Origin of the sequence: Paenibacillus xylanexedens (assembly GCF_001908275.1) — a bacterium.
In the GTDB taxonomy this organism is placed as follows: domain Bacteria; phylum Bacillota; class Bacilli; order Paenibacillales; family Paenibacillaceae; genus Paenibacillus; species Paenibacillus xylanexedens_A.
This window is the reverse complement of the sequence record NZ_CP018620.1, coordinates 2680668-2694610: the sequence shown is the minus strand read 5'-3', so window position 1 is coordinate 2694610 and position 13943 is coordinate 2680668. Positions and strand designations below refer to the sequence as shown.

Genomic DNA, 13943 nt, shown 5'->3' with positions numbered 1-13943 from the left:
CAAATCTTCCTGCCTCTGGCATGAGGTGGGTTTTTGCCTTTTCGGTACGAAGATTAGTTCTTACATGGATGGAATCTGGAGCGAGGCTTCCCAATAACAATTCAGGGGATGGCTCGGATATCAACTCGGATGCAATTGCAAAATGTACCATCGGCCAAGGCAATATAAAAACTCCTTTCTTTATTAAAAGGCTCAACTATGATGTTCTATGATTTACAAAGCTAAGTGCTCACTCTCTTGCACATGTATCAATTCAATATCCTCACAATAAAATCCTAATATTCCGTCCTCATAGTCTTCAACGTAATATTTCATCGGATGATATCCGTGGTCTTTCAGATCTTTAATATTAAACCCACTTATCTGAACTAGAACACCATGAGGCTTATAATGAAAACTTTCAATATTAGTGAATCTAAAAAATAATTCATATGTAACATTGGAGAATTTTATCAAAAATGTAATATCTGCTATCGAAATATTTTCATAATATTTGTCTTGTTTTATATACAGATTCAACCCAGCAACCCACTCCAAATTTTGAACAGAAAATGCTGGAATAAAAGGTTGAATTAATTCCATGTTTTTCATCAATCTAACCTCTATTCATTTTGAGCTACTCTATCAACGCTTTCACTCGCGTAGCAATTTAGACTCTCCTTGCTTCAAGTCTACGAATATAGGCTTCTGCACATTGTTAATTGTGGAAATATCAATCTCATCCAGTCTTTTAAAAACAAGCTGTAATGACTCCTTTTGTTCATCTTCAAATAAAAGAGTTACCTGATCATCACATAGTTTTCCTTCCAATTCCGCAATAACGTCAAATAAAAACATTACAAATACTACTTCATTTCCATCCGGATACGTATAGTGCATCCTCTCGCCCGTGTATATGGAGGCCAATTCATAAGAACTCACCTCAAGCCCTGTTTCCTCTTTTACTTCTCTAATCATGGTTTCTTCGATTCGTTCACCTGGCTCCATACCACCACCGGGTAATCCCCAATCTTCATAATCTGATCTCTTTTGCAGCAGAACTCTCCCCATATGATCTCGAATAATAGCTCCACCCGTAACTACAATACGACTAGTCATTATTCTTGCTCCTCTCTGTTGGATTACTTCAACAGTTCACAATTTTAATCAGGAAACTTTCCTAATGATTTATATACCAAAATGCACAATGCATTTCCCATTTACCTCAGCATACTTTGCCATGTTCGCAAGCTTATGTAATTCGTTGATTAATTCAACTTTGTTGTACACGAGTTTCTCGTAACAGCCCTTCTGTTCTTCTCCATCAAAACCGTAATTCCCTGTTAGAACAATCGGATCCGTCGCATGGCTGAATAGATCAATCCAGGCCTGAATCAGTTGATGAAACTTCAACAAAACACTCTGCTCTTCAATCACGGTTATTCCATAGTTGTTCAGCCCACTACATCTCATACAGGTAGATGGATTCCATGTATCCAACCAGCAAAGGGAATCATAGATGTACGCAATGAATTCGTCTTCCAAGGTCGCATGATTCTCTGTGGTTAATCCACTTTTATGTATCATTCCATGTGAATCCCATGAGTAGGAAGTATGAATATTCCCGTCTACTTGCGATTTGTTTTCGATAACAAAATGATGCTTTGGCATATCTACGTACTTCCCCCTTACATGCCACTCCCATAGACTCCTCTTAATTCATCATAACCCATGTATTGGTAAATGGAAATCAAAAAAGATCCTATCCAACTTCCCAACGCAGGAGAAGCAAAATAGGACCGTGATAAAATCTTCCTTACATTCAAAAAATCCTTCGTTCACTCAGAAAAGCTGTTCCTTCTTCACGGTACATCTCTATAGATTCATTGGTCACATGATCATGCCTCAGTGCTCCCATATAATCTGTTCCAGGTTTGTTCGATCTATAATCTGAATCAATCGTGTAGATATTGAAGTGCACCTCATCTTCATCCTCTGACACTTCTGTTTTATCAAAAAGTGAAATCACTTCATCTTTACCAAGAAACCTAAATGGAGAATCCTGACGCTCTATAATATAAAATGGATATGTGATATTCTCTATCTGAATGAATTTCTGGTATCCCTTAAGCTCCTCGGGTATGAGATCCATGTACTGTCTAGCTACATCTTCTGCCTGAAATACACCTGAGACCCACTTCAAACTCCCCTTGGTTGCTACGATAATGAACATACTAATCACCTTCTAATTTAAATATTATGTCTCTCTTTCACGCACAAAAGTCTGAGACAAAATTCGGTGGCTGCCAGCGATATTGTCAATTTCAATGTTATATGCAGACTCAGTATATTCAATCTGATGTTGCTCATAATATTTTTTCCAGAACGAAATTGCTGCCGCATTATTAGCAAGCTGTTCCACTTTAAATGTACCCTCAAATTGAGCAAAAACCAAGTCAATCGCTTGGGCTGCCAGCCCCTGTCCGCGATATTTTTTGACCAGGAACAGCTCTTGCACGGTATAATCCACACCTTCCGGCACATATGGAGGGGAGCAGACCAGTACGAATCCAATAACCTTTCCTTCATACTGAATCAAAAACGGATGTAATTCATCGCGTTCCAGATATAGATAGGTGTTCGTTGGATCATATTTCCCCTCTTCAAGTAGATCCTCGCCAGAAAATTCGGACAGATCATATAAGTACAAGTTGTACAGGTTGAGGAACAATTCCTTTTGTTCTGCCAAAATACTCGTAATTTGTACATTCATCTTCATTGCACATCTCCCTTAGTTAATGAGTTGGCTAGTGGTCCATACATGACATTACCGATCTCCACAACGAGTTTGCTGTGCCCTGTTCTCAATATATTCTTTCAACCACAGCAGATATAGGCAAAGTTTGGTTTAAACCATGGAGTAACCTTACTTTCACAGTGGACATGAACATTTGGACAAAAAAAGACTCCCTAAAGAGTCCGATTATTGGTCTTGTCTTTATTTTTCACCAGATATCCACTGGCAAGCGCTGCGGGAGCGATAAAAGGTAAGAACGTCAACCAATCCATGAAAAGAAGTATAGGAACGAAAATAAATATTACACTGATATACATCATGACTGGAGATTTTTTCTTCAACCCCTGAAAACCGAAAACAACTCCTGCCAATGAGATCAATAGGACAAAAGCAACGTTAAGCACGTTCATAACCATCACCTCCACTGGCATGTAGCCAACACTTATTGAATCAGATAATCAACCACAGGATATGAGATCACATTGCGATCTCTGTACGTTGAAGTCACTGCTTCGGGATGTGTGCTAAGAATTCCATTTTGCAACATCACCGGCCGGAAACCTCGCTCCATCGCTCCGTTGTAGGTGAATAGAACACATTCCTCTGCGGCAAAACCGGCGATGATCACCAATTCAACTCCATGACTCTTCAACACCTGCTCCAAATCGGTCTGCCAGAAGGCATTGGAGGCTTCCTTGGTAACGGTGAGATCCTTCTCATTCACATCCACCTCGGGGTATGATGCGATACTCATCTGACACTGCCTCCTCCATGCCCTCCACATCCTGCACGTGAACGACCGTATGATCATTCGAGCGCAGCACATTAGCCACATGGTTAATGTACTCACAGGCATGGTCTATCGAAGTCTGGTCCATCTTTTTCCGCACAATACTCTCCTGCATATCAACAATCAGCAAACCTACTTTCATCCAATCTCTCCTCATAAATAAATTTCACGCCCATGGTTGAGTAACTTCCCTTGTTAAACTGAGAACTTAATCTTTAAATAATTCATTCAGCATCCGGTCGCGGTTCTCCAGAAAGCTGCGGGTAATCTGATAGTGATCTGTCTCCTCATAGGCTATCTCTTGAATATGGCTATCGTCAAAACTTAAAATCTCTGCCCCCGGATATCCCAGCAAAATGGGTGAATGCGTCGCAATAATGAATTGTGAAGTGCCTGACAGATCATGAAGGATACGCAATAAGGAGAGCTGCCTAGCTGGAGACAAAGCGGCTTCGGGCTCGTCAAGCAGATAGATGCCTTTGGAACTGAAGCGATTGACGAACAGACTGAGAAAAGACTCCCCATGTGATTGTTCATGTAATGAACGCCCGCCATAATATTGAAGCGACGCCGGCATCTCATCGACATGTGATGCGAATTGATAGAACGATTCAGAGCGCATGAAGAAGCCATTCGTTATTTTGGGCAACCATGCCAGCCTGAGATAATTCCCGAGTGAGGATTCCGAAGCATGTGTCTCATAGGTATTATTCCTGCCGCCCCCTGCGGTATTGAATCCACATTGATGAGCGATGCCTTCCAGCAGCGTAGATTTCCCTGAACCATTTTCACCTACAAAAAAAGTAACGTTATTCGTGAATTCCAATCGTTCCAAGGACCGGATCGCGGGGATGTCAAAAGGATATTGGTTCCGATTCTCAATCTTGGCCGACATGAGTTCCACACTTCGAAGATACATAATCATCCTCCCACATTTATTTTATATAAGTTTAACTAAAGAATATTTACAATTATGAGGATAACGAAAAGCTGCGGGTTTATTGCCTTCATAATAGAAGTGCCCAATCCAGGATAAAACGTAATGGATGACAGCGAGTAGCAGCGTGACTTTAATAACAATAAACAAAAAAATCCATGCCACAAAGGCCGATAAAAACGCGAAATAATGCAAAATGAGGTTGTTCCGATCCTGATGCTCCTGAAGGTAATAACGCAAGTCCTTGCGCACACGATTCAACATCAGCCCACATCCATTTCACCTATAATAAGGCTCCTTATTTCCCAATCCATCGTAACCTATTAACGGGTCATATGAAACCGTGTCAACCAAAAAAGAGCAAGCCATAGGCTTACTCTCTCTTCAGGGTTAATAGACAAATCTGCGCTGCGCCCAATAGCTGAACAGGAAGATGGACACCTCGGTCAATAGCTTGGCTGCGAGCAGCGGGATAATTAGTTTTTCATTATAAAAATACAGTAAACCATAGTTTAATAGCAGTACCAGTAGGACAAGTGAGAAGTATTTGGGCAAAGATTGCCGAATCTTCGAGGTTCGTCCTGTGGAAAACACATACTTCCGATTAATCGTATAGTTGAAGATGGAGCTGCACAGTCTTGCTGCGACAACCGACAGAAATAGATTATGCGTGAAATACTGAATGACGAACAGTAATCCAAAATCAATTAGAGCGGACAGCACCGAAGATGTGCTGAACATCAGAATGGGCATATAGATCCGGAATGAATCGACCAGCGGGCGGAAATGGGAGGACTCATTGTGATCCAGATATACTGTATCAATAAACTCTTCCGTAATCTCATACCCTTCCTTGTGTGCTGTTAACAACATGTTCATCTCGTATTCAAACCGATCCCCCGGAATCTGGTTCAGCCAGTCCAGCATGGAGTAAGGAAAACCGCGTAGACCCGTCTGCGTGTCATATACTTTGGTACCTGTTGTGAGGGAAAAGACCGCCCGTGTGACGGTGTTGCCAAAACGGCTGCGTGCTGGAATTTTACCACTGAAGTGACGGCTGCCGAGTACAATTCCTGGTGTCGTTTGTGCAAGCAATACTTCGAAGATACGCTTAATATCATGTGGCAGATGCTGTCCATCACTATCTGCGCACACGACACCACCCTGAGGTCCGTATTCCTTAATATATTGGAAGCCTGTCTTCAACGCCCTGCCCTTACCCAGATTGACGGGATGTGTCAGGACCTTACAGCCATACGCTTCTGCCGTTTCAAAAATTCCACGGTAACCGGGGCCACTGCCATCATCCACAATCACAATGGGTCCAAGTTTAAAGGTTTGCAGTTGCAAAACGAGATTCAGTAAACGCACATCGGGTTCATATGATGGAATTAATATCGTCATGATCCTTGTCCCTCCGTCAGATATAAAATGTCACTTACGCCACGTTCCTGATTACGCCCCAGCGGATTATTGACAACTCTGCCCATAAAATACATCGTGGATGAACCCCCGCCGTCCAAGTTGTAGGCTTCGGTTGCTCCCAGACCTTTCATGACATCCGCCAGTTCTGCCAAGGTCATGCCTCGGCTGTCTTCCTGCCGTCCGTCCACCACCATAAAGACGTAATGATTCGGAGCAATCATGCCGATCGCAGTTCTTGGATTCGCATCCTGGATGGAGCGGTTGCCAAAGTTGTTATCGATTTTCACATTGCTAAAATCACTGACAATCTCCCCATCCTGGATCAGAATAGGCCCAAAGGATAGTGTATTGGTGGTGCCTTCGGCTAGCAGTTCCGAGGAAGAAATTTCGTTCTCGTTATATGTTTTCATCGTTCCGTCGTTGAACAGGGCAAGTGCATCCCGCGTGGGGCTGTCCCGATACAACGTTCCATTTCGAATAATGACACCATCATCGCGGAATCCGTAGTAATCACCGTTAATGGCAAAAATCGCATTGTTGGCAGCAGCAATCTCTGACGTATTTTCGGTAATGTTCGTTCCAAAGCTGTTGTCCGCTAGCGCGGTTTGCAGGCTGCTTGCATCCGTTAGCTGAACATCAGCGACATAATACGTAATCTGATCCGAGCCAGAACCAGTCTGTACCTTTTCAATATTGACTTTCATATCATCACTCGAATAATTCCAATCATCTGATGTTGCATTGACTTCCGTCGTAGTGGTCGAAGTATTGCTGGAATCATTCGCGTTGTTCGTTGTTGCCGTTGCCGTGTTCCCATCCGCTACAACCACCTGCACGTGCCGGATCAGGTAACGGTCAGCCAAACTGTACAAGATTCCACCTAATGCAAGCACGATGACAAGTGTGATGATGAGCCATCTGCGCTTTATTGGAGAGATCGGTCGTTTATGTGGGTCTTTCCGGGTTGGTTTCTCATCAATCTTCATCATGTGAAGCTCACCTCTTCATCTAAGTTCTTAAGGCCATATTAGGCCGGGTAGCTTAAATGAATCTGAAACCACACGAATTGAACTAAAGAATATTCGCACTGACACTACGATGACAGAACAACCCTCCAATCGCTGTTACGCCCAGATTTTTTGATTCCCTTTTCTAAAGGGGAAAATCCGGGGATAGCGTATGCTTCCGATGCAGCTTTCTTTCAGAAAGCTTTCAGGCGAACGCTTCGCTTTTTCAGGTTTTTTCTGTCCTCTCCGTTTTTATGTAAACGAATAGTTCAATCAAAAAAGGTGATCCGTTTTCCTATTAAGGAAATCAGATCACCTTGATTTTTTAATCTATAGAACCCTAAATGTCACTGTTATCGTGTACATATTTCGTTCAACATTCATATCACATATCTTCAACAGGTCTTCCTGTTATGCGTCTGCAAAAAGAGCATCGTATGCGGGACAAGGCCGCTTTTCCAAAAATTCCGTTAACGCCGGTGGCTGCTGGGCATAGATATCCTTCAACGACGTTCCGTTATAAATGTTGCCAATCACGACAGGATGGCATAACTCACAGATGAGAATATCCCCATTACCGTGCAGGTGTAGCTGTTTCGTGCCATCCACACAATTCGAGAAATACACGCCGGGTTGTTCACGCAAATTCAACTGTTCAGCGAATCGATCCATACAGGTAAAATAGAGCGTTGTGTCTGGTTTTTTATGTTCTATCAGCTCCGTTACAGATCGAATGAGGGACTCTCTGGATACAATCTGACTCCAATTGGTATGCGGCATTTTAATACTGTTCTGGATCTCATGGATGCGCACACCCAGATCATACACCTTATCGCTAATGGCCTGCATGTTCGCTTGGTTACCTTCAAACAGCAACGTTTCCAATACCGTCTCCACACCGGCTTCCGTACACAAACGGATATTCTGCTCCAACCTTTCATACATGCGAGGATGCACACGGTAGTACGCAGCATACGACTCCGCATCCGTATAATTGAACGAGATATGAATGTTGGACAAGCCTGCATCACGCAACGCAAGAATCCGTTCTTCGGTGAGCAGACTAGCATTACTATTCAATTGTGTATCAATGCCATGTGCTGCACAGTACGTCACAATCTCCAGGCAATCCTGGTATTTCAGTGTTACTTCTCCTCCGGACAATCGCACTCGCTTGAGACGAGGCAGCTCACGAATAATACGGATGACTTCCTGATTATCAATACATGTTCCATCATCCCGATTGTAGGCGCAGCAGTAGTCACATTTATAATTGCAGTTCGATGTCACTCCCACTTCAAGCCCTTCCAGCTCATATACGCCCGGGGACTCCAGTTCAAGTGATTTATATTTGTTTTTGGCTATCAATTCGTTGTACCTCCTGGTTCCTTCATTCTATCCACGTTTGGATAACTTGAAAATTATAGCGGAAGGCACCAAGTTCACGATATGACATTATGTACGTTGCTTGCTGAAAAAAAAAAAACAAAACCCATCTCCTCAATGATCGGGAATGGGCCAGAGCTTGGCATATGATTATTGAATTAGACAATTGATAAATTAAGGATTATAGGAAAATCCATGGCTCGCCAGCATGATAAATGACACACGACTTTTCAATAACACGTTCTTATTCAACACGAGTAGAAGTCTTCTTTTACGATAGCATACATCTTCAGATCCTGAAGTTCATTTTTCACCTTCATGTATTTCCTTAGCACACCTTCGAATTGCATGCCTGCCTTCTCCATGACCTTGGCAGAACCTGTGTTTTCCACTAAACATCTGGCCTGGATTCGCTCGAGCCCCACTTCGTCAAATCCAAATTGGATGATTCGTTTCACTACCTCGGTCATGTAGCCTTGATTCCAAAATTGATCAGATAATACATATCCCAGCTCAACTCTCCTGTTATCGCTGTCACATCCTAGATAGTTACAACTACCAATCAGCCTCTTGGTGTGTTTATCTTCAATCCCCCATGGGCCTATTAGATCCGTCTCATAGCGACTCATGACAAAATCCAAAAAAGCTTTGGTGTCTTCTATGCTCTGATGCGCGTCCCAAGTGGTGAACTCCGATACAGCTGGTACAACGCAATAACTATACATATCATCCAGATCATCAGAGGTAAGAGGTCGGAGTAACGTCCGTTCGGTTTCCAACACGGGAAATGGTTCGAAGAAACTTTCAATTCTTTTCATAGATTTATCCCCCCTCAGATTGTTAGGAAAAAGAAACACACAGTAGCTCGCTTCATATTGCCTGACTCATCTGTTCTAAAATTAAGGCCACAACCTGAGTGTATTCCACTGCCCATCTTGCATCGAATATCGGACTCGTACATGCTTGCGCTCCGAATCTCCCTGCCAAAATTCCACCTCTTGTGCATTCACGGCATATAAACGCCAATGAGGTGTAACAACACTGGGGTCACGTCTTATCTTTTCCTTCTGAGCTTCAATGGAACTATCCAACACTTCCTCGCTATCCAAAACCTCACTCTGATGTCCTGTCATAGCAACTGCTCTTGCTCCAGCTGAACGTTTGCGGAAATCATTAGCACCCGCTTCATCTCCCCGATCCTCGGCAATTCCCCTTATCCGAATCTGTCTTCCAAGGGAAGGCCAGTAGAATGTCAGAGCGACATGAGGATTCTCCTTCAACTGCTGCCCTTTTCGACTCTCCGAACTGGAGGCAAAATAAAACGTTTCGTCGATTACGTTTTTCAAAATCAACACCCGCGCATCAGGGTAACCGTCGTGATCCACGGTCGAGATCGTCATGGCATGAGGTTCTTTCACTTCGTTCTCAATCGCCACTCTCAACCAATCCAAGAATAGCTTCCCTGGCCGCTCCGGCAACTGCCCCATATCCCACGTAGGAAATGGTCCAGATAAAGACTTCAAATGTTGTAGCAGTTCAATGGGTTGATCAGTCATGCCATCGCCTCCTTCTTTTAATTAACTATCCGTTTATTTTTTATCCTTTACTCTCCGCTTCCCATGTAAGCAGATCATTGTCTTCTTCAAAATAAATACCCAAGAGCATCCGTGGTTCACCCATTCCGTTAGACATATCAAACGACTAATCTAGATGACTCAACACATTTGCGTTGCTAAGTTTCCAACCATGCCTTCCCTTTTCAACGGTATGTACACTGGTGTTGTCCATGGGATAAAAACTGGACTTATTGCTCCATTCCCTCTTCTCAAGCAGATAATACAGAATATTAATCACGCCGCCGTGAGTCATTAACAGAACATTGGACTTGACGGTTTGTTCCTCTATATCTCTAAGAAGATTCTCGAAAGATATGCTTATCCGGTTATAAAAATCCCTTGGACTTTCTCCTCCCGGAAAAGGCGAATCCATCTCAAGAGTGTTGAAATAAACCCCTGGGTAATGTTCTTCAGCATCCTTATGGAGCATGCCTGCCAAATCTCCGTTATTCATCTCCCGCCATTCTTTCATTAAAATTGCCTGCATGTTTAATTGTTTCTCAATTTCCCGTGTAGTCTGCACTGCACGAGGAAGATCACTGCTAATAATCGTATGTATGTTGTACTCGTCAGCATGATGATGCAAATGCTCTCCCAGTCTTCTGGATTGATTGATTCCCTGTTCCGTAAGTCCACGATCACTCCATCCGCCTCGATACCCTTCCTCATCCATCCCATGCCTTACCAGATAAATTTTCAAGATCTCTCCTCCTTTTCACTTCTATGATAAACAATAACCTTTACACTGTATGACTAGCCCGGCATATATACAATAAACCCGACCTCAGATAGCTTCTATCCAAGATCGGGTATTTCCTGCTTACCATTTATCTTACAAATGTGTTATGAACTCGCTCTGATTTGATAAAATAAGGAATCCAGATGGCACAAGTAAGTACCGACTTGCCAATATCTCTTAACGAGTTTCCATCCTCAAGTTCTCTCGCCATCGGAATCTGAAGCAACAATAGATAATCAATGATACTAACGGCTAGACTGACACTATAAAATATGATCATAAGACGAGGAAAGATCGATTTTTTGCTATAAAAAGCAATGATCGTATAAATACCAAACACTAAAAAGAGCGTGTTATATACTGTTTCAAAAATAACGACCGGTCCCCATAACGGGTGATAATATTCAGATTGCTCCGAAGTTAGCAGCCCCCAAGTCTCTGTTGTAAGCATGGGCAAACAATACAGAACCAATTGGATCGCCAGGAAAATCACCGTAAGAAATAATCCAATCTGGGTGAGAATCAGCCAACCACCTAAGCCCGATACGCCTAGTGGACGGTAGTCTGTCTTTTGCTCTTGAATATGTGGTTCCACTTAGTAACACTTCCTTAATCAGTTTTGTCTTTCTGAGATGAGTCTTCCTTGTAATATTGCCAATTGAATCTACGGATAAATCTTTCACCCTACTTTACGTGCGTTGTATGTACTCTCACACTCTCCTTATAGGTACCTCTCCATCCTTATTTTATATAGAATTTTACACAACTTCCTTATTGTACTACGAGTGTCAAGTACGAAGCAGCCATTTTAAAACATCGTACTCATACACTATGAAAGCCAAAGAAGACCTTCGCTATACTTCCACCATGTTCAGCAAAGTACACGTACGTCATAATCCTCTTATACAGATGCAGGTGGTGACTCTGCATTTGACTACAAAGGAGGATATGGATATGCCCAATCCTAAAGTAAAACTTTTGCCTTTTGCCGATATTTCAAATTATGTCGAGGGCTTCGATATCGTTTCCACCCAGTGGGGCGGTGATGGCCTTGTCTATGTGCTGTTGATGAATCAGATCCCGGAAAGAGAGCGAGGTATGTTCGTCCAAAGTAAATTGAAGCAAAGCTATACGTACAAAGTGCTTATTGTGACAGATCAAACTATCGAGGAAGTTGTCATCTGGGGACAGACGTTCAATTATCATTACGTACAACCATTACATGATCATCTGCTGCTCGTCGGAGCACGATGTGCGAATTACGGAAATGAAAAGTTTGATCTGAATGCCAAAGTGTGTGATCTGGACGGAAATACAATTCGCGAGTTTCTGTTGGGAGACGGTATCCAAAGTGTACAGGTCACAGAGAAGGGAACGATCTGGACCAGTTACTTCGATGAAGGGGTATTTGGTAACTACGGATGGAGCGATCCAATCGGATCAAACGGTCTGTTGGCCTGGGATGAGCTCGGTAATAAAGTGTACGAAAACCGCGCAGCTGACATTGCAGATTGTTACGCACTCAATGTGGTGAATGAGAAGCAGGTCTGGTTCTACTTCTATACCGATTTTGAACTCGGTTGTATCTCAGGGGGAACCAGTGAACCCGACGTTACATTCATGAATCCAGACATCTCCGGTTCCTCGGGCTTCAGCACGGATGGTTATCATTTCTTGTTTGATGCCGGGTACGGTAAACATGGAACGTTTGTGCTTAAAAAAATGGAGAAACCCGGTAGATTGAGCAATGGGCAGAAGATTGATTTGCTAAATGAAGATGGTCAGCCCTTCAAGCAGGCACGGCAGGATTTTCGCCAACATCGTCTGCTACTGAGTGAAGGTAACCTGTTGTACCAGGTAACCATCGAGGAGATTACTTCAGGTTTGGATTAAATGGTAGGATTGAAGAGGGTTATTTCTTAAAAGATAATCCCTCTTCTTCCAATGCGTTCCGCAGTTTAGGCATGGCAGATGGCCCGATTCCATGCAGCATCAGGATTTCTTTCTCCGTGTACTCTGCAAGTTGCTGTAGTGTTGTAATCCCTTCATTCTCCAAGGCACGTCTGGCGGGAGCTGACAACAAGGTTAGAAATCCCTCTGTCGGTTTACGTTCAGCTTCGCACGTTGGACAGGTTGGGCAATCACTTTTTTTATAATATGAATGTCCTTTTTCGCATGTTTTGAGTGTTCCTTTATCGTTTGTCATGTGGGCATCCCCTCCTGGATTAAGTATTCAACCAGTTCTTTATATCTGAGATCATATTTTCGTATTGTTTCAAAGCCTCTAAAGTTCTAATGACTTGTGATGTTCCTAATAACTGTTCCTCTATGTCCGTACATTCAATCCGCAGTGACCTTTTAAGACTATACTCGAGCCAGTCCAACTTTCCAGCAAAACCAATATCCAGAACCACTTCCCAATTGGCTGTTAGACTCCCCACTCGCTTCTTATATCCACCTATAAAAGCTAAGAACTTTTCCTCGTTTATACTTCCAGAGCTATCTACTGACCAATAAACAGCTGTTTCTACCAGATCATGCATTGGATTAATATAACCTGCCGATTCCCAATCTATAATAATAGGTATGTCTTCTCTCCACATCACATTCTTAGGCTCCAGATCTCTGTGACTAATAACACTATCGGATGCTAGCATGGAAGATGAATTCTTAGCTTTCATGCTCCACTCATTCAGCTTATCCATAGTGGAATCCAAAATCTTAATCCATTCCGAATTCTCATTTCTTCCTTTGTTCAGATAAAACATCCAATCTATTTTTTTAGAATTAGTCGCCTGTGAACTATCCAATTCTAGTTGTCTAAAATCCGTTTTATGGATATCTGCAAGGATCGTTCCCATCAGAGAACTGTTATTGATAGTAACTTCATCTTGTTCCAAGCGTTGCCCCTCAATCCAATCAAAAATTAGATAGAATTGATTATCAATGTTATGCATAGAAGCACCCTTTAACCTTTTTGCAGGTTGAGCACGGATATGTTCAGCTGCCACGCTTGCGATTTTTTCTGAATCAATATAATTTTGCACAGCAGCAGGTCTTATCATGATCTGGGGATTCAATGCCTTAACTGCATAATTAGCTTGCGTGGTTTCAATGGCGTACATTCGATGAAGAAGTCCACCTGAAATCGGTTTGGGCGAACTAATCAAATCACCAAGCTGTAATTCATTACACAGTTTCTCAAAATTTAAATTATATTGAGTATCGTTCATATGTTATCCCCTTTCATTTTGGCTATTTGTCTTG

20 protein-coding genes are annotated in these 13943 nt (G+C 42.5%); 1 reads left to right on the top strand and 19 read right to left on the bottom strand.

Translation table 11 applies throughout. From position 1 onward, the window contains the following. Positions 1-213: 213 nt before the first annotated feature. The 17 genes from BS614_RS12010 to BS614_RS11935 form a co-directional block, all read right to left on the bottom strand. Positions 214-591 (bottom strand): hypothetical protein, encoded by a 378-nt coding sequence (locus BS614_RS12010; RefSeq protein WP_074094188.1) that lies wholly within the window; start codon positions 589-591, stop codon positions 214-216. A 42-nt stretch (positions 592-633) separates the two neighbouring features. Beyond that, on the bottom strand, positions 634-1098 hold the full coding sequence (locus BS614_RS12005; RefSeq protein ID WP_074094187.1) for an NUDIX domain-containing protein: 465 nt from the start codon (positions 1096-1098) through the stop codon (positions 634-636). A 69-nt stretch (positions 1099-1167) separates the two neighbouring features. Further along, on the bottom strand, positions 1168-1650 hold the full coding sequence (locus tag BS614_RS12000) for a hypothetical protein (protein WP_084174498.1): 483 nt from the start codon (positions 1648-1650) through the stop codon (positions 1168-1170). Positions 1651-1801: 151 nt separating this feature from the next. Continuing rightward, the gene (locus tag BS614_RS11995) at positions 1802-2212 is read right to left on the bottom strand and encodes a hypothetical protein (protein ID WP_074094186.1); all 411 of its coding nucleotides are present in this window, start codon (positions 2210-2212) and stop codon (positions 1802-1804) included. Between the two features lie 24 nt (positions 2213-2236). Further along, entirely contained in the window at positions 2237-2758 is a 522-nt protein-coding gene (locus BS614_RS11990) for a GNAT family N-acetyltransferase (protein WP_244898306.1), read from the bottom strand. Between the two features lie 191 nt (positions 2759-2949). Beyond that, the gene (locus BS614_RS11985; RefSeq protein ID WP_074094185.1) at positions 2950-3186 is read right to left on the bottom strand and encodes a hypothetical protein; all 237 of its coding nucleotides are present in this window, start codon (positions 3184-3186) and stop codon (positions 2950-2952) included. A 32-nt stretch (positions 3187-3218) separates the two neighbouring features. Then, on the bottom strand, positions 3219-3530 hold the full coding sequence (locus BS614_RS32455) for a cysteine hydrolase family protein (RefSeq protein WP_342351890.1): 312 nt from the start codon (positions 3528-3530) through the stop codon (positions 3219-3221). Further along, positions 3493-3708 carry a hypothetical protein gene (locus tag BS614_RS32450; RefSeq protein ID WP_342351889.1) on the bottom strand — a complete coding sequence of 72 codons (216 nt, stop codon included), beginning with the start codon at positions 3706-3708 and terminating at the stop codon, positions 3493-3495. The genes BS614_RS32455 and BS614_RS32450 overlap by 38 nt, the downstream gene beginning before the upstream one ends. A gap of 66 nt (positions 3709-3774) precedes the next feature. Continuing rightward, entirely contained in the window at positions 3775-4485 is a 711-nt protein-coding gene (locus BS614_RS11975) for an AAA family ATPase (protein WP_074094184.1), read from the bottom strand. A gap of 21 nt (positions 4486-4506) precedes the next feature. Continuing rightward, positions 4507-4767: a DUF962 domain-containing protein gene (locus tag BS614_RS11970; RefSeq protein WP_074094183.1), complete on the bottom strand. Its 261-nt coding sequence runs from the start codon at positions 4765-4767 to the stop codon at positions 4507-4509. Positions 4768-4893: 126 nt separating this feature from the next. Continuing rightward, positions 4894-5907 (bottom strand): bifunctional glycosyltransferase family 2/GtrA family protein, encoded by a 1014-nt coding sequence (locus BS614_RS11965; protein WP_074094182.1) that lies wholly within the window; start codon positions 5905-5907, stop codon positions 4894-4896. After that, positions 5904-6917: a phosphodiester glycosidase family protein gene (locus tag BS614_RS11960; RefSeq protein WP_210436974.1), complete on the bottom strand. Its 1014-nt coding sequence runs from the start codon at positions 6915-6917 to the stop codon at positions 5904-5906. The genes BS614_RS11965 and BS614_RS11960 overlap by 4 nt, the downstream gene beginning before the upstream one ends. A 429-nt stretch (positions 6918-7346) precedes the next feature. Continuing rightward, the gene (locus BS614_RS11955) at positions 7347-8303 is read right to left on the bottom strand and encodes a radical SAM protein (protein WP_074094180.1); all 957 of its coding nucleotides are present in this window, start codon (positions 8301-8303) and stop codon (positions 7347-7349) included. A gap of 266 nt (positions 8304-8569) precedes the next feature. Next, positions 8570-9139 carry a GNAT family N-acetyltransferase gene (locus BS614_RS11950; RefSeq protein ID WP_074094178.1) on the bottom strand — a complete coding sequence of 190 codons (570 nt, stop codon included), beginning with the start codon at positions 9137-9139 and terminating at the stop codon, positions 8570-8572. A gap of 81 nt (positions 9140-9220) precedes the next feature. Beyond that, positions 9221-9877, bottom strand: a complete 657-nt coding sequence (locus tag BS614_RS11945; protein ID WP_074094176.1) for a pyridoxine/pyridoxamine 5'-phosphate oxidase — start codon at positions 9875-9877, stop codon at positions 9221-9223. A 145-nt stretch (positions 9878-10022) separates the two neighbouring features. Then, complete coding sequence (locus tag BS614_RS11940; RefSeq protein WP_074094173.1) at positions 10023-10637, bottom strand: histidine phosphatase family protein; 615 nt, start codon at positions 10635-10637, stop codon at positions 10023-10025. Positions 10638-10764: 127 nt separating this feature from the next. Further along, on the bottom strand, positions 10765-11271 hold the full coding sequence (locus tag BS614_RS11935) for a DUF2569 domain-containing protein (protein WP_074094172.1): 507 nt from the start codon (positions 11269-11271) through the stop codon (positions 10765-10767). Between the two features lie 359 nt (positions 11272-11630). On the opposite strand from BS614_RS11935, the gene BS614_RS11930 reads away from it, so the two are divergent. Next, positions 11631-12569 (top strand): hypothetical protein, encoded by a 939-nt coding sequence (locus BS614_RS11930; protein ID WP_074094170.1) that lies wholly within the window; start codon positions 11631-11633, stop codon positions 12567-12569. Positions 12570-12588: 19 nt separating this feature from the next. On the opposite strand, the gene BS614_RS11925 is transcribed toward BS614_RS11930, so the two are convergent. Continuing rightward, the gene (locus BS614_RS11925) at positions 12589-12882 is read right to left on the bottom strand and encodes an RNA polymerase alpha subunit C-terminal domain-containing protein (protein ID WP_074094168.1); all 294 of its coding nucleotides are present in this window, start codon (positions 12880-12882) and stop codon (positions 12589-12591) included. 19 nt (positions 12883-12901) lie between these two features. Beyond that, on the bottom strand, positions 12902-13909 hold the full coding sequence (locus BS614_RS11920; protein WP_074094165.1) for a phosphotransferase: 1008 nt from the start codon (positions 13907-13909) through the stop codon (positions 12902-12904). Positions 13910-13943: the final 34 nt, after the last annotated feature.

Excerpts from the sequence above, each read along its gene's own strand:
- BS614_RS12010 (WP_074094188.1), bottom strand. The coding sequence starts at position 591 with ATGAAAAACATGGAATTAATTCAACCTTTTATTCCAGCATTTTCTGTT.
- BS614_RS12005 (WP_074094187.1), bottom strand. The coding sequence starts at position 1,098 with ATGACTAGTCGTATTGTAGTTACGGGTGGAGCTATTATTCGAGATCAT.
- BS614_RS12000 (WP_084174498.1), bottom strand. The coding sequence starts at position 1,650 with ATGCCAAAGCATCATTTTGTTATCGAAAACAAATCGCAAGTAGACGGG.
- BS614_RS11995 (WP_074094186.1), bottom strand. The coding sequence starts at position 2,212 with ATGTTCATTATCGTAGCAACCAAGGGGAGTTTGAAGTGGGTCTCAGGT.
- BS614_RS11990 (WP_244898306.1), bottom strand. The coding sequence starts at position 2,758 with ATGAAGATGAATGTACAAATTACGAGTATTTTGGCAGAACAAAAGGAA.
- BS614_RS11985 (WP_074094185.1), bottom strand. The coding sequence starts at position 3,186 with ATGAACGTGCTTAACGTTGCTTTTGTCCTATTGATCTCATTGGCAGGA.
- BS614_RS32455 (WP_342351890.1), bottom strand. The coding sequence starts at position 3,530 with ATGAGTATCGCATCATACCCCGAGGTGGATGTGAATGAGAAGGATCTC.
- BS614_RS32450 (WP_342351889.1), bottom strand. The coding sequence starts at position 3,708 with ATGAAAGTAGGTTTGCTGATTGTTGATATGCAGGAGAGTATTGTGCGG.
- BS614_RS11975 (WP_074094184.1), bottom strand. The coding sequence starts at position 4,485 with ATGTATCTTCGAAGTGTGGAACTCATGTCGGCCAAGATTGAGAATCGG.
- BS614_RS11970 (WP_074094183.1), bottom strand. The coding sequence starts at position 4,767 with ATGTTGAATCGTGTGCGCAAGGACTTGCGTTATTACCTTCAGGAGCAT.
- BS614_RS11965 (WP_074094182.1), bottom strand. The coding sequence starts at position 5,907 with ATGACGATATTAATTCCATCATATGAACCCGATGTGCGTTTACTGAAT.
- BS614_RS11960 (WP_210436974.1), bottom strand. The coding sequence starts at position 6,917 with ATGATGAAGATTGATGAGAAACCAACCCGGAAAGACCCACATAAACGA.
- BS614_RS11950 (WP_074094178.1), bottom strand. The coding sequence starts at position 9,139 with ATGAAAAGAATTGAAAGTTTCTTCGAACCATTTCCCGTGTTGGAAACC.
- BS614_RS11945 (WP_074094176.1), bottom strand. The coding sequence starts at position 9,877 with ATGACTGATCAACCCATTGAACTGCTACAACATTTGAAGTCTTTATCT.
- BS614_RS11930 (WP_074094170.1), top strand. The coding sequence starts at position 11,631 with ATGCCCAATCCTAAAGTAAAACTTTTGCCTTTTGCCGATATTTCAAAT.
- BS614_RS11925 (WP_074094168.1), bottom strand. The coding sequence starts at position 12,882 with ATGACAAACGATAAAGGAACACTCAAAACATGCGAAAAAGGACATTCA.
- BS614_RS11920 (WP_074094165.1), bottom strand. The coding sequence starts at position 13,909 with ATGAACGATACTCAATATAATTTAAATTTTGAGAAACTGTGTAATGAA.